General features: G+C 70.8%; 8 protein-coding genes. 1 reads left to right on the plus strand and 7 read right to left on the minus strand.

From position 1 onward, the window contains the following. Positions 1-44 precede the first annotated feature (44 nt). From MW290_RS17160 to MW290_RS17185, 6 genes are all read right to left on the minus strand, one after another. The gene (locus MW290_RS17160) at positions 45-272 is read right to left on the minus strand and encodes a cysteine-rich CWC family protein (RefSeq protein WP_250198924.1); all 228 of its coding nucleotides are present in this window, start codon (positions 270-272) and stop codon (positions 45-47) included. Beyond that, the gene (locus MW290_RS17165; RefSeq protein ID WP_250198925.1) at positions 265-1,803 is read right to left on the minus strand and encodes a malonate--CoA ligase; all 1,539 of its coding nucleotides are present in this window, start codon (positions 1,801-1,803) and stop codon (positions 265-267) included. Before MW290_RS17165 ends, MW290_RS17160 begins: the two co-directional genes overlap by 8 nt. Positions 1,804-1,829: 26 nt before the next feature. Continuing rightward, positions 1,830-2,831, minus strand: coding sequence for a Bug family tripartite tricarboxylate transporter substrate binding protein (locus MW290_RS17170; protein ID WP_250198926.1), 1,002 nt, complete (start codon positions 2,829-2,831; stop codon positions 1,830-1,832). 44 nt (positions 2,832-2,875) lie between these two features. Then, positions 2,876-4,183 (minus strand): malonyl-CoA decarboxylase domain-containing protein, encoded by a 1,308-nt coding sequence (locus MW290_RS17175; protein WP_250198927.1) that lies wholly within the window; start codon positions 4,181-4,183, stop codon positions 2,876-2,878. After that, complete coding sequence (locus tag MW290_RS17180; protein WP_250198928.1) at positions 4,173-4,880, minus strand: GntR family transcriptional regulator; 708 nt, start codon at positions 4,878-4,880, stop codon at positions 4,173-4,175. The genes MW290_RS17175 and MW290_RS17180 overlap by 11 nt, the downstream gene beginning before the upstream one ends. 103 nt (positions 4,881-4,983) lie before the next feature. Continuing rightward, a complete protein-coding gene (locus MW290_RS17185) occupies positions 4,984-7,461 on the minus strand; it encodes a hybrid sensor histidine kinase/response regulator (RefSeq protein WP_250198929.1) in 2,478 nt (825 codons plus the stop codon). A 193-nt stretch (positions 7,462-7,654) separates the two neighbouring features. Here MW290_RS17185 and uvrA point away from each other — a divergent pair, with 193 nt between their 5' ends. Further along, the gene (uvrA, locus tag MW290_RS17190) at positions 7,655-13,360 is read left to right on the plus strand and encodes an excinuclease ABC subunit UvrA (RefSeq protein WP_250198930.1); all 5,706 of its coding nucleotides are present in this window, start codon (positions 7,655-7,657) and stop codon (positions 13,358-13,360) included. Positions 13,361-13,500: 140 nt separating this feature from the next. Here uvrA and MW290_RS17195 read toward each other — a convergent pair whose 3' ends face one another. After that, positions 13,501-14,085 (minus strand): hypothetical protein, encoded by a 585-nt coding sequence (locus tag MW290_RS17195; protein ID WP_250198931.1) that lies wholly within the window; start codon positions 14,083-14,085, stop codon positions 13,501-13,503. Positions 14,086-14,127: the final 42 nt, after the last annotated feature.

The following is a 14,127-nucleotide window of genomic DNA, read 5'->3' on the forward strand; positions in this document are numbered from 1 at the left end:
CGCTTTGCGTATTAGCCATGCACCAAAGGCGCCGACCGGGCGTTCTAGTCGGTGCCGCCGTGTGCGGCCAGCTCGGCCAGGCAGGTCACGCACAAGCACCCGCTGTACTGCCGCCGCAGCTGCGCCTGCAGCTCGGCGCTGAGCACCAGGGTGCTGCAGGCGCAGGGGCCGGGGTCGGCGGCGCCGCAGTGGAAGCGGCCGCCGCAGCGGGGGCAGGTGTCGTCCAGCGCCGCGGCCGGCCCGGGCGTGGGCCGCGCCGCGGGGTCAGGCACTGAACAGGCCCTTGTGCTGCTCGCGCAGCAGGTTCTTCTGCACCTTGCCCATGGTGTTGCGCGGCAGCTCCTGCACCACGAACAGCTGCTTGGGCACCTTGAAGTTGGCGATGCGCTGCTTCAGCGCGGTGACGATGCCGGCCCCGTCCAGCGTGGCGCCGGCACGCGGCACCACCACGGCCACCACGGCCTCGCCGAAGTCGGGGTGCGGCACGCCGATCACCGCGCTCTCGGCCACGCCGGGCATCTCGTTGATCACGCCTTCCACCTCGGCAGGGTAGACGTTGTAGCCACCGCTGATCACCAGGTCCTTGCTGCGGCCGACGATGGTCACGTAGCCCTGCTCGTCCACCTTGCCCACGTCGCCGGTCTTGAACCAGCCGTCGGCGGTGAACTCCTCCTTCGTCTTCTCGGGCATGCGCCAGTAGCCCACGAACACGTTGGGGCCCTTGACCTGGATGCCGCCGATCTCGCCCACCGGCAGCGGTTGTCCCTGGTCGTCGTGCACGCGCAGGCCCACGCCGGGCAGCGGAAAGCCCACGGTGCCGCCGCGGCGGTCGCCGTCCTTCGCGTGGTAGGGGTTGGAGGTGAGCATGGCGGTCTCGCTCATGCCGTAGCGCTCGACGATGGTGTGGCCGGTGCGCTGGCGCCACTCGTTGAAGGTCTCGATCAGCAGCGGCGCCGAGCCGGCCAGGAAGAGGCGCATGCGCGCGCAGCTGTCGCGGTTGACCGCCGGCTCGGCCAGCAGCCGCACGTACAGCGTGGGCACGCCCATGAACACCGTGGCTTCGGGCAGGCGCGCGGCCACGGCGCGGGGGTCGAACTTCGAGAACCAGATCATCTTCGCGCCGGCCAGCAGCGCGCCGTGCGAGGCGACGAAGAGGCCGTGCACGTGGAAGATGGGCAGCGCATGGATCAGCACGTCGTCGGCGCGCCAGCCCCAGTAGGCATGCAGCGTCTGCGCGTTGGACAGCAGGTTGCCATGCGTCAGCATCGCGCCCTTGCTGCGGCCGGTGGTGCCGCTGGTGTAGAGGATGGCAGCCAGTTCGTCGGCGCCGCGCCGGGCCGGTTCATGCTCCACACCGTGGTGCTGGGCGCGCTCCAGCAGCGTGCCGGTGCGGTCTTCGTTGAGCGTGAACACATGCTGGGTGCCGGCCTTGAAGGCGATCTTGCTGACCCAGCCGAAGTTCTTGCCCGAGCACACCACCACGCTGGGTTCGGCATTGCCGATGAAGTACTCGATCTCGCTGCTCTGGTAGGCGGTATTGAGCGGCAGGTACACATAGCCCGCCCGCAGCACGCCCAGGTACAGCATCAGCGCCTCGACGCTCTTTTCCGTCTGCACCGCCACGCGGGCGCCGGCCGGCAGCTCCAGCGACTGCAGCAGGTTGGCGATCATCGCGGTGGCGTGGTCGATGTCGCGCCAGCTGTAGACCAGCCGCTCGGGCGTGTCGGCCGTCTCGATGGCCGGTGCATCCAGGTCGGCCGGGAAGGCCGCGCGCCGCGCGGCAAACAGGTTGTCGTTCTTCATCGTGGGGTGCGGTCTGTGCGGTGGGGTCAGTCGAGCTTGGCCCCGGAGGCCTTGACCACCTCGGCCCAGCGCTTGATCTCGGAGCTGACGAATTTACCGAAGGCGTCGCCGTACAGGTCGGGCGGGTTGGCGCCGAGGCCGTTCCAGGCGGTCTTCATCTCGTCGGAATTCAGGGCCTTGCGCATCTCGGCCTGCATGCGTTCGATGGCTTCCTTGGGCGTGCCCTTGGGCGCCCACAGCCCGTACCAGGTGGCCACCTGGTAGCTGGGCACGCCACCTTCCACCGTGGTGGGCAGGTCGGGGAAGCCGGGCGCGCGCTTGTCCGAGGCCACGGCGATGGCCTTGATGCGGCCACCCTTGATGTGCGAGGCCGAGGAGCCCAGGCCGTCGAAGGCCATGTCCACCTGGCCGGCCATCAGGTCCTGCAGCAGCGGGCCGGCGCCGCGGTAGGGAATGTGGGTGATGAAGGTCTTGGTCTGCAGCTTGAACAGCTCACCGGCCATGTGGTGCGAGGTGCCGTTGCCCGCCGAGCCGTAGTTCACCTTGCCCGGGTTCTTGCGCAGGAAGTCCACCAGCTCGGGCAGCGTGGTGGCCTTGATCTTGGTGGGGTTGACCACGATGACCTGCGGCACGCTGGAGATCAGCCCGACCGGGATGAAGTCGGTTTCCAGGTTGTAGTCGAGCTTGGGGTACATCGCCGGGGCGATGGAGTGGTGCACCGCGCCCATGAAGAAGTTGTAGCCATCGGGCGCGGCGCGGGCCGCCACGCTGGCGCCCAGCGTGCCGCCGGCGCCGCCCTTGTTGTCGATGATGAACTGGTGGCCGGTGTTCTTGGTCATCAGCGCGAACAGTGGCCGCGCGAAGGCGTCGGTGCCGCCGCCGGGCGGGAAGGGCACCACGATGGTCACCGGCTTGCTGGGCCAGCTCTGGGCCTGCGCCAGCGGGGCGGCCAGCAGAAGGCCGCCGGCCCATGCAGCCAGGGCGAGGGCCGCGCAGGTCCGACGACGTAGCGTGTTCGAAGGGTTCATGGTGTCTCCAAGGTTGCGCCCGGTGGTCCGGGTCTGCGGTGGGGTCAGAGCAGCGAAGTGACGGCGCGGGCCGCCGCGATCTCGCCCTGGGTGAAGGCCTCGTGGTGGGCTTCCACGCGCGACAGGTCGTACAGGTAGTTGACCATCATGCCGAAGGACTGCTTGAGCCCCGGCTTGGACAGGTTGCCCATGGGGTTGAGCCGCTCCAGCCGCGCGCCGTTGTCGAGGTGGAATCGGGCCACCGGGTCGCCGCCGGGCTGCGGCGTCTGGTGCACCAGGTAGAAGGCGCACAGCCGCTGCAGCGCGCGTTGCGCCTCGGCCGGCAGCGCCTGCAAGGCCGGGGCGCTGGCCAGCTTGGACCAGTCGCCGCCGCAGGCTTCCTTCAGCTGGATGCGGGCCTCCAGCGCGCGTTCGGCCACCGGCTTTTTCACGCCGGGCAGGGCAGCCCAGTCGCCGTCCTTGGCCAGCCAGCCGGCAAAGCCGGGAATGGGTGACAGCGTGCAGAAGGTGCGCAGCTGCGGCACCTCGCGCTTCAACTCGTCGGCCACGCGCTTGATGAGGAAGTTGCCCAGCGACACGCCCTTGAGCCCCGGCTGGCAGTTGCTGATGGAGTAGAACGTGGCCACCTTGTAGGTGTCGGGGTCGGCCGAGGGGCTGGTCTTGTCGATCAGCGGCGCCACCGCGGCCGGCATGTCGGGCACCAGCGCCACCTCCACGAAGATCAACGGCTCGTCGGGCAGCTGGGGGTGGAAGAAGGCAAAGCAGCGGCGGTCGGGCAGCAGCCGGCGGCGCAGGTCGTCCCAGCCGTCGATCTGGTGCACCGCCTCGTGGCGGATCAGCTTTTCCAGCAGCTGCGCGGGCGAGTTCCAGTCCACCTTGCGCATTTCCAGGAAGCCGGGGTTGAACCAGCTGGACAGCAGGTGCAGCAGGTCGGCTTCCAGCGCCTTCAGGCCGGGCTGCTTGGGCAGGCGGTCGAGCAGCGCGCGCCGCATGCGCACCACCGCCTCGGTGCCGCCGGGCGTGCGGTTGATGCGGCGCAGCAGCTCCTGGCGCGGCGGCTCGGCGCGTTCGGTCAGGCGGATCAGGTTGTCGGCCGTCGGCTTTTCGGCATAGGCCAGCGCGCTGTCCAGCACCGCCTGCGGGTCGGGGCTGAACTCGCTGGCCAGCTTGTCGAAGAAGCTGGACTGCTGCTCGGCCGGCAGGCTGTCGAAGCGGGCCACCAGCGTGCGGGCGATGGCCACGCTGTTGGCCTCGCCGCGTTCGGACAGCAGGCGCCGGCAGTCGGTCATCAGGCTGCGCAGCGCGTAATCGCCACCCATGCGGCGGGCGGCACTCTTCAGTTCATCGAGCATGGACGTCACTCTCTTCGGCGGGTGTGGCGGATCGGGCTTCGCGTTGGCGCAGCGCCTTCAGCGCCTGCAGCTGCGCCATCAGGTGGTCGTGCATCAGACGTTCGGCCTGGGCCGCATCGCGGGCCACCAGGGCCTGCATCAGCGCCCGGTGCTCGGCGATGGAGGCCTGCATGCGGCCGGGCCAGGCCAGCTGGCGGCCGCGCAGCAGGCGGATGAAGCGGCGCAGGTCGCCGGTGGTGCGGTCCAGCCAGCGGTTGGCCGCCAGCGCCTGCACCCGGCTGTGGAACACGTGGTTGTGGCGGTAGTAGCCGTCGGTGTCGCCGCGGGCGGCGCAGTCTTCCAGCGCGGCATGCAGGGTCTGCAGCTCGTCGATGTCGGCGGCGGTGGCCTTGCGCGTGGCCTCGTAGGCGCAGCGGCCTTCCAGCAGCGCCATCACCGGAAACAGGTCGGCCGCGTCGTCTTCCGACAGCTCGGCCACCTGGCAGCCGCGGCGCGGCACCAGCGTCACCAGGCCTTCGGCTGCCAGCACCTTCAGCGCCTCGCGCAGCGGCGTGCGGCTGATGTGCCACTGCTCCACCAGCGCCATCTCGTCGATCCATTCACCCGGCTGCAACTGCCGCTCGAACACCATGGTGCGCAGGCGGGCGGCCACTTCCTCGTGCAGGGAGGTGGGGCGCAGCGGCTCGGTGAGGTCCATGGCTGAAATCTAGAACTCAAAATTCATAATTACAAGCGCGGGTGTTCCCTCTCCGGGTCGGCCCTGCAGCAGGCCCTGCAGGCACGTCAGGGCTGCTCGGGGCTCAGCCGGCGGCCTGTGGCAGCCAGCGGCGCAGCTCGCTGCGCAGCGCGTCCAGCAGCAGCGGCTTGGTGAGGTAACCGTCCACGCCGGCGGCCATCGCGCGCTGGCGGTCGCTTTCCAGCGCGTGCGCGGTCAGCGCCACGATGGGGAAGTGCCGCAGCTGGCCCGCCTGCTGCAGCGCGCGCAGCCGGCGCGTGGCCTCCAGGCCGTCCATCACCGGCATCTGCAGGTCCATCAGCACCAGCGCCGGGGCCTGGCGTGCGCAGGCGTCCAGCGCCTGGGCGCCGTCGTCGGCGGTGCGCGACACCAGCCCCAGCGCCTTGAGAAAACCCTCGCCGATCATGCGGTTGACGGGGTTGTCTTCCACCAGCAGCACATGGCTGTCGGCCGTGGCGGCGGCGGCATCGCCGGCAGGCTCGGCCTGCGGGGCGGGCGCTGCAGCTGGTTCCGCGGCGGGTGGGGCCGCTGCCGCTATCGGCGGGGGCCGCAGCAAGGCGTCCAGGGCCCGGGGCGTCAGCGGCTGCTGGGCGGTGGTGATGTGCAGCGCCTGCGCCGCCTGCTCGATCTCGGCCTGGTGCCAGTCGGGCCGCAGCAGCACCGACAGGTGCGCCTGGGGCAAGGCCTGCCGCAGCAGCTGCAGGTCGTCGGGGCTGGTCAGCGCCCATTGCGAGATCAGCACCGCCACCGGTCGTTCGGGCGGCGGCAGCGGTGCGGCCCGCTGGGCGGCCTCGGTCAGGCTGGTCAGCACTTCCACCTCGCTGGCGCGGCGCAGCAGCAGCTGCAGCAGCCAGGTCACGCGGGCGGGGTCGGTGGCCACCATCCACACCGGCCCGTCGGGCGGCGGCGGCTCCGGCTCCAGCGGCCCTTCGGTGGGCAGGGTCAGCACCAGCGTGAACACCGAGCCTTCGCCCGGCTGGCTGCGCAGCGTGATGTCGCCGCCCAGGCCATTGGCCAGCGCGCGGGCGGTGGCCAGGCCCAGGCCGGTGCCGCCATGCCGGCGCGACAGGCTGGCATCGCCCTGCACGAAGGCGTCGAACACCTGCGCCTGCTTGTCGGGCGCAATGCCGGGCCCGGTGTCCTCCACCCGCATCGTCATGCGGCAGCTGCCGTCGCCCAGGTCCACCACCTCGGTGGTGACGCCCACATGGCCTTGCTCGGTGAACTTGAGGGCGTTGCCCAGTAGGTTGACCAGGATGTGCCGCAGCCGCGCCGGGTCGCCGCGCACGCGGGTGCGCCGGCCCACCCAGTCGAAGTGCACGGCCACCTGGCGCCCGCGGGCCAGCGGCATCAGGCTGCGGGTGGTCACGGCCAGCAGCTCGGGCAGGTCGATGGGCTCATCGGCGGGCGGGTGGCCGCCTTGCGCGCGCGAGAAGTCCAGCACCTCATCCACCACCTGCAGCAGCGAGCGGCCCGACTGCAGCGCCACCTCCAGGTGCCGGCGCTGGGTGGGCGAGCTGGCCATCTGCAGCGCCAGCTCGGTGAGGCCCAGCACGCCGTTGAGCGGGGTGCGGATTTCATGGCTCATGTGCGCCACGAACAGCGACTTGGCCGCGGTGGCGCGCTCGGCCTGGTCGCGCGCCTGCTGCGCCTCGGACAGCGCCGCCTCCAGGCTGGCGGTGCGCTGGGCCACCAGCCGCTCCAGCTCGGCGCGGTCGCGCTCCAGCGCCTGGCGGGCCCGCACCTGCTCGTCCACGTCGATCATCACGCCCGTCACTCGCACCCGGCCGTCGGCTTGCACATGCGGCGTGGCCATCTGGCGGAACCAGCGGTAATCGCCCGACTTGCAGCGCATGCGGTACTGCACGTCCAGGTCGAGCAACTGGCTGGCGGCCTCGCGGGCGGCTGCCTCGTACATCGGCCGGTCGTCGGGGTGCAGCAGCTCCAGCAGCGCGCTGCGGCTGGAGGGCAGCTCGCCGGGCTCGTAACCCAGCGCCTCCCACACGCGGTCGGCCACCACCATGCGGTCTTCGTCCAGCATGCGCTCGAACATCGCGTGCGAGGTGGCCAGCATCGCGCGGCCGTAGCGCTCGCTCATGCGCTGCAGCGCCCGGCGCGATTCGCGCGTGGCGTGCACGTCGGTCAAGGAGCCGGCCAGCAGCGTGCGCCGGCCGTCGGGGCCGGCCCACATCTGGCCGCGGCTGCGCACCCAGTGCCAACGCTCGCTGCTGTCGCGCAGCCGCACCTCGATTTCGAAGGGCACGCCGTCGCGGGCCGACTGGTCGGCCGCCGCCTCGAACACCGGCACGTCGTCGGGGTGCAGATGCTCGGCCAGCCGGCCGGTGCCGTCGGGCAGTTGTTCGGGCGTCAGCCCCAGCATGCGGCGCAGGCTGTCTGAGTACCACGCCGCATCGGTGCGGAAGTCGTACTCGAAGAAGCCGTCCATCGCGCTGGCCAGCGCCCGTTCCAGGCGGGCCTGCAGGTCGGCGCGGTCGCCGGGCAGGGCTGTCGAGCGAGGCTGAGGCGTACTGCTGGGGGCCATCAAGACTTCCGCCGGTGCCACGGGGGCGTGGAATGGCCGGATGGTAGTGCCTGCATTGAATTCGCGGCAACGGCCTCGATGTGCAGGCCTGATGCCTGCTGTACAGCGCATGCCCTTGGCCCGGTCGCGGTTGGGGTGCCCCTCCTAGAATCTTCCGCCCCGGACCGCTCCGGGCGCACTACAGAAGGACTCCATGACCTCCGGTGTCATCCGCATCCGCGGCGCTCGCCAGCACAACCTCAAGAACCTCGATCTCGACCTGCGCACCGGCGACATGACGGTGGTGACGGGGCCCAGCGGCTCGGGCAAGTCGAGCCTGGTGTTCGACACGCTGTACGCCGAAGGCCAGCGCCGTTACGTCGAAACCTTCAGCGCCTATGCGCGCCAGTTCCTCGACCGCATGGACCGCCCGGCGGTCGACCGGGTGGACGGCGTGCCCCCGGCCATCGCCATCGACCAGACCAACCCGGTGCGCACCAGCCGCAGCACGGTCGGCACGATGACCGAGCTGAACGACCACCTGAAGCTGCTGTTCGCGCGGGCCACCCAGCTCTTCGACCGCGAGACCGCGCTGCCGGTGCGCCACGACACGCCGGCCAGCCTGCAGGCCGAGCTGCTGGCCCGCGCCGCGGCGGCGGGTGACCCGCGGCTGGTGCTCACCTTTCCGGTGGAACTGCCCGGCGACACCAGCCCCGAGCAGGTGGAGCAGTGGCTGGCCGCCAGCGGCTTCACGCGGGTGCAGGCCGAGCGCATGGTGGCGCCCGCTGCGGGCGATGCCAAGGCCGGCCCTCGCAAGGTGCTGGATGTGGTGGCCGACCGCTTCCGCGCCAGCACGGCTGAGCCTGTGCGCGTGGCCGAGGCCATCGAGCTGTCGCTCAAGCGCGGCAGCGGGCGCCTCAACGTGTATGCGCTGAAGGACGAGGGCGAGCCCGACATCTGGCGCTGGTCCACCGGCCTGCACTGCCCCGAGAGCGACATCCGCTACGCCGACCCGACACCGGCGCTGTTCTCCTTCAACTCCGCCTTCGGCGCCTGCGAGGCCTGCCGCGGCTTTGGCCGCGTCATCGGCGTGGACATGGGCCTGGTGATTCCCGACGAGCGCAAGACCCTGCGCAACGGCGCCATCAAGCCGATGCAGACGCCGGCCTGGAAAGAGTCGCAGGACGACCTGATGAAGTACGCCGGCGAGGCCGGCATTCCGCGCGATACCGCCTGGGGCCAGCTCACGCAGGCCCAGCGCGACTGGGTGATCAACGGCTCGCCGCACTGGAACGGCAACTGGCACAAGCAGTGGTACGGCGTGCGCCGCTTCTTCGAGTACCTGGAGAGCAAGGCCTACAAGATGCACATCCGGGTGCTCTTGTCCAAGTACCGCAGCTACACCGAATGCCCCACCTGCGCCGGCGCGCGGCTGAAGCTGGAGCCGCTGCTGTGGCGCATCGGCAGCAAGGCCCAGGCCGATGCGGTGCTGCCGCCCGAGCAGCGCTTCATGCCCCGCGGCGTGAAGTGGAGCCGCGAGCAGCTGGAAGCCTTGCCCGGCCTGTGCCTGCACGACCTGATGCAGCTGAGCATCGACCGTCTGCGCCGCTTCTTCGACAGCCTGCAGCAGGACCCGCGGGTGCTGGGCAGCGCGCAGGACACGGCGCTGCAGCTCATCCATGAAGAGATCGGCACCCGCCTGAAGTACCTGTGCGACGTGGGCATCGGCTACCTCACGCTCGACCGGCAGAGCCGCACGCTGTCGGGCGGCGAGGTGCAGCGCATCAACCTCACCACCGCGCTGGGCACCTCGCTGGTCAACACCATGTTCGTGCTCGATGAGCCCAGCATCGGCCTGCACCCGCGCGACATGAACCGCATCGTGCAGGCCATGCACCGCCTGCGCGATGCGGGCAACACGCTGGTGGTGGTGGAGCACGACCCCGCGGTGATGCTGGCCGCCGACCGCCTGATCGACATGGGCCCCGGCCCCGGCGAGCGGGGCGGCCAGATCGTGTTCGACGGCGACCCCGACTCCATCCGCAAGGCCGACACGCTGACCGGCGCCTACCTGGGCGGCCGCAAGCACGTGGGCTCGGGCTTCACCCGGCTGGTGGACGAATCCACGCCCAAGCTGGTGATCGAGGGCGTGCGCGAGCACAACCTGAAGAACGTGTCGGTGAGCTTTCCGCTGCAGCGCATGGTGGTGGTCACCGGCGTCTCCGGCTCGGGCAAGAGCACGCTGATGCAGGACGTGCTGTACCCCGCGCTGGCCCGCCACTTCGGCCAGCCTACCGAAAGCCCGGGCCAGCACGACCGGCTGCTGGGCGCCGACTGGCTGACCGATGCGGTGTTCGTGGACCAGAGCCCGATCGGCAAGACCGCGCGCTCCAACCCCGCCAGCTACGTGGGCGCCTTCGACGAGATCCGCAAGCTGTTCGCCGACGCGCCGCTGTCGCGTGAGCGGGGCTACGGCGCCGGCATGTTCAGCTTCAATGCCGGTGATGGCCGCTGCCCCACCTGCGGCGGCTCGGGCTTCGAGCACGTGGAGATGCAGTTCCTGTCGGACGTGTACCTGCGCTGCCCCGACTGCGACGGCCGCCGCTACCGGCCCGAGCTGCTGGACGTGAAGATCGAGCGCCGGCTGCCCGGCCAGGTGGACCGTGCGCTCAGCATCGCCGACGTGCTGGAGCTGACCGTGAGCGAAGCGGTGCAGCTGTTCCGCGACGACCGCGAGGTGGTGCGCGTGCTGCAGCCCATCGTGGACGTGGGCCTGGACTACGTGCGCCTGGGCCAGCCCGTGCCCACGCTCAGCGGCGGCGAGGCGCAGCGCCTCAAGCTGGCCGGCTTCCTGGCCGAGGCGGCGGGCGCACCGCGCCAGGCCATGGCCAGGAAGGGCCGGCTGTTCCTGTTCGACGAGCCCACCACCGGCCTGCATTTCGACGACATCGCCAAGCTGATGCGGGCCTTCCGCAAGCTGCTGGACGCGGGCCATTCGCTCATCGTCATCGAGCACAACCTCGACGTCATCCGCGCGGCCGACTGGATCGTGGACCTGGGCCCCGAAGGCGGCGAGGCCGGCGGCGAGCTGGTGTGCGCCGGCACGGTGGACGACGTCAAGGCCTTCGCCGGCTCGCACACCGGCGTGGCGCTGCTGGAGTACGAAGCCGCGCTGGGCCTGGGCGCCCACAAGGTGGAAGACGCGGGCGTGCCGCTGCAGCGGGTGATCCGCCAGCGCCGGCAGGAGGACGAGGCCATCCGCATCGTCAACGCCCATGAGCACAACCTCAAGGGCCTGAGCGTGGACATCCCGCGCGGCAAGTTCAGCGTGGTCACCGGCGTCTCCGGCTCGGGCAAGAGCACGCTGGCCTTCGACATCCTGTTCAACGAGGGCCAGCGCCGCTACCTGGAAAGCCTGAACGCCTATGCCCGCAGCATCGTTCAGCCGGCCGGCCGGCCGGAGGTGGACGCGGTGTACGGCATTCCGCCCACCGTGGCCATCGAGCAGCGGCTGTCGCGCGGCGGCCGCAAGAGCACCGTGGCCACCACCACCGAGGTATGGCACTTCCTGCGGCTGTTGTGGGTCAAGCTGGGCATCCAGCACTGCATCCACGACGGCACGCCGGTGATGCCGCAAAGCGCCGAGAGCATCGCCGCCCAGCTGCTGCGTGACCACCGCGGCCAGCACGTCGGCCTGCTGGCGCCGCTGGTGGTCAACCGCAAGGGCATCTACACCGACCTGGCCAAGTGGGCCAAGGCACGCGGCCACAGCCACCTGCGCGTGGACGGCGAGTTCATGAAGGTGGACCCGTGGCCGCGCATCGACCGTTTCAAGGAACACACCATCGAACTGCCGGTGGGTGACGTGCTGCTGGTGCCCGAGAACGAAGCCCGGCTGCGTGAGCTGCTGGCCAAGGCGCTGGACCTGGGCAAGGGCGTGCTGCACCTGCTGCACCCGCTGGACGGCCTGGCCGAGGCGATGGACCAGGGCCTGAGCGGCGCCGGCATCGGCGAGGTGAAGGTGTTTTCCACCAAGCGCGCCTGCCCCACCTGCGGCACCAGCTACCCCGAGCTGGACCCGCGCATGTTCAGCTACAACAGCAAGCACGGCTGGTGCACCGGCTGCGTGGGCACCGGCCTGGCGCTGACGCGCGAGCAACGCAAGGCCTACGACGATTCGGTGCGCGACGACGACAACCGCGGCCGCGAGCAGAGCTTCCCGGCCGAGGAGGCTGAGGTCGAAGGCCTGCAGGAAGACGCCGAATGCCCCGAATGCGAAGGCACGCGGCTGAACCCCATCTCGCGCGCCGTCACCTTCGCCGGTGAGGCCATCAGCACCATCGCCGCCTCGTCGGTGAGCGACACCCATGCCTGGATCGACGGCCTGGCGCTGGAAGGCCGCGACGCCGGCATCGCCCGCGACGTGGTCACCGAGATCAGCAACCGCCTGTCCTTCCTGGGCGAGGTGGGCCTGGGCTACCTGACGCTGGACCGCGCCGCGCCCACGCTGAGCGGCGGTGAGGCGCAGCGCATCCGCCTGGCGGCGCAGCTGGGCAGCAACCTGCAGGGCGTGTGCTACGTGCTGGACGAGCCCACCATCGGCCTGCACCCGCGCGACAACCAGATCCTGCTCAATGCGCTGCACCAGCTGGGCAGCAAGGGCAACACGCTGGTGGTGGTGGAGCACGACGAGGACACCATCCGCCGTGCCGACCACATCATCGACATCGGCCCCGGCGCGGGCAAGCGGGGTGGCCGGGTGATTGCCCAGGGCACCGCGGCCGAGCTGGCCGAGCACCCCGACTCACTCACCGGCCGCTTCCTGCGCTCGCCGCTGCACCATCCGCTGCACGAGCGGCGGGCGGTGGCCGCCGACACGCCGCGGCTGCAGCTGCGCGGCGCCGACCTGCACAACCTGAAGCAGATCGACGTCGACGTGCCGCTGCACCGGCTGGTGGCCATCACCGGCGTCAGCGGTTCGGGCAAGAGCACGATGGCGCGCGACGTGCTGCTGCACAACGTGCAGGCGCTGGTGCAGCATGGCACCCGCGACAAGGGCAAGGCGCCGGCGCTGCAGGGCTGTGAGGCGCTGGAAGGCTGGACCGCGGTGGACCGCGTGCTGGAAGTCGACCAGACGCCGATCGGCAAGACGCCGCGCAGCTGCCCGGCCACCTACATCGGCTTCTGGGACGCGGTGCGGCGCCTGTTCAGCGAAACGCTGGAAGCCAAGGCGCGCGGCTACGGGCCGGGGCGCTTCAGCTTCAACACCGGCGAAGGCCGCTGCCCGGCCTGTGAGGGCCAGGGCATGCGCACCATCGAGATGAGCTTCCTGCCCGATGTGAAGCTGCCCTGCGACGTGTGCCACGGCCAGCGCTTCAACCCCGAGACGCTGGCGGTGAGCTGGCGCGGCAAGAGCATCGGCGACGTGCTGAACATGGAGGTGGACGAGGCGGTGGAGTTCTTCGCCTCGATGCCGGCCATTGCGCACCCGCTGCAGCTGCTCAAGGACGTGGGCCTGGGCTACCTGACGCTGGGCCAGCCTTCACCCACGCTGAGCGGCGGCGAGGCGCAGCGCATCAAGCTGGTGACCGAGCTGAGCAAGGTGCGCGACGAGGTGGGCCGCCGCGGCCAGAAGGCACCGCACACCTTGTACGTGCTGGATGAGCCCACGGTGGGCCTGCACATGGCCGACGTCGAGCGCCTGATCCATGTGCTGCATCGGCTGGTGCAGGGCGGCCACAGCGTGGTGGTGATCGAGCACGACCTGGACGTGATCGCCGAGGCGGACTGGGTGATCGACCTGGGCCCCGAAGGCGGCGATGCCGGCGGCCGCATCGTGGTGGCCGGCACGCCGGAGCAGGTGGTGCTGGCGGGCAGCCATACGGGGAAAGCCCTGGCGCCGGTGCTCCGGCGCCAGTAGGCAGGGCTCGCCGGTGCTCCGGCGCCAGTAGGCGGGGCTCGCCGGTGCTCCGGCGCCAGTAGGCGGGGCTCGCCGGTGCTCCGGCGCCAGTAGGCGGAGCTCGCCGGTGCTCCGGCGCCAGTAGGCCGCAGGCGGTCGGCCTACTGCGCCGACCGCGCCCAGCTCGACGCGTCGTTCGCGGCGGTGAGGGTGCGCAGGTCGCGCGCCCGCAGCATGCCCGCGCGCTCGCGCAGTGCAGCGGCGTCGTCGGCGTCGCCGCAGCGGTCCAGCACGCGGCTCACCCGCTGCAGCACCGCAGCTTCCCATTCCCAGTCGCCCATCAGGCTCACCATCTGCGCGGCTTCGTAGCCGTGGTCGCGGGCGCGCTCGCGCACCGCATGGGCGCCGCGCGGGTCGTCGCGGCAGATTTCGGTGGCCAGGATGGACACCAGCTCGGCCAGGTCGCACAGCAGCTCGATGCACGCTTCCGGCGCGCACAAGGTTCGTGCCTTGCGCAGGCCCTGCTGCAGGTACCACTCGGCGGTGGCGCCGTCGCCCATGCGGCGGTAGCAACGCCCCACCTGGGCCAGCGCCAGCGCCAGGATGGCGGGCTGATCCTGCAACTCTGCTTCGTCCAGCTGGTGAAGTGCATCGGCCAGCGCATCGCGCGCACGGCCCGGTAGCACTTCAAGCGCCCGGTGGCGCGGTACCGGGCAAGGCGGCACGGCATTCCTGTTCACGTACATGCGGCTCCCCTTGGCAACTGCTGCATGGTGCTAAGCACGTCG

The organism is Aquincola tertiaricarbonis (assembly GCF_023573145.1).
GTDB classification, from domain to species: domain Bacteria; phylum Pseudomonadota; class Gammaproteobacteria; order Burkholderiales; family Burkholderiaceae_C; genus Aquincola; species Aquincola tertiaricarbonis_B.

Coding starts and splice junctions, on each gene's coding strand:
- MW290_RS17165 (WP_250198925.1), bottom strand. CDS start 1,803: ATGAAGAACGACAACCTGTTTGCCGCGCGGCGCGCGGCCTTCCCGGCC.
- MW290_RS17170 (WP_250198926.1), bottom strand. CDS start 2,831: ATGAACCCTTCGAACACGCTACGTCGTCGGACCTGCGCGGCCCTCGCC.
- MW290_RS17175 (WP_250198927.1), bottom strand. CDS start 4,183: ATGCTCGATGAACTGAAGAGTGCCGCCCGCCGCATGGGTGGCGATTAC.
- MW290_RS17180 (WP_250198928.1), bottom strand. CDS start 4,880: ATGGACCTCACCGAGCCGCTGCGCCCCACCTCCCTGCACGAGGAAGTG.
- MW290_RS17185 (WP_250198929.1), bottom strand. CDS start 7,461: ATGGCCCCCAGCAGTACGCCTCAGCCTCGCTCGACAGCCCTGCCCGGC.
- uvrA (WP_250198930.1), top strand. CDS start 7,655: ATGACCTCCGGTGTCATCCGCATCCGCGGCGCTCGCCAGCACAACCTC.
- MW290_RS17195 (WP_250198931.1), bottom strand. CDS start 14,085: ATGTACGTGAACAGGAATGCCGTGCCGCCTTGCCCGGTACCGCGCCAC.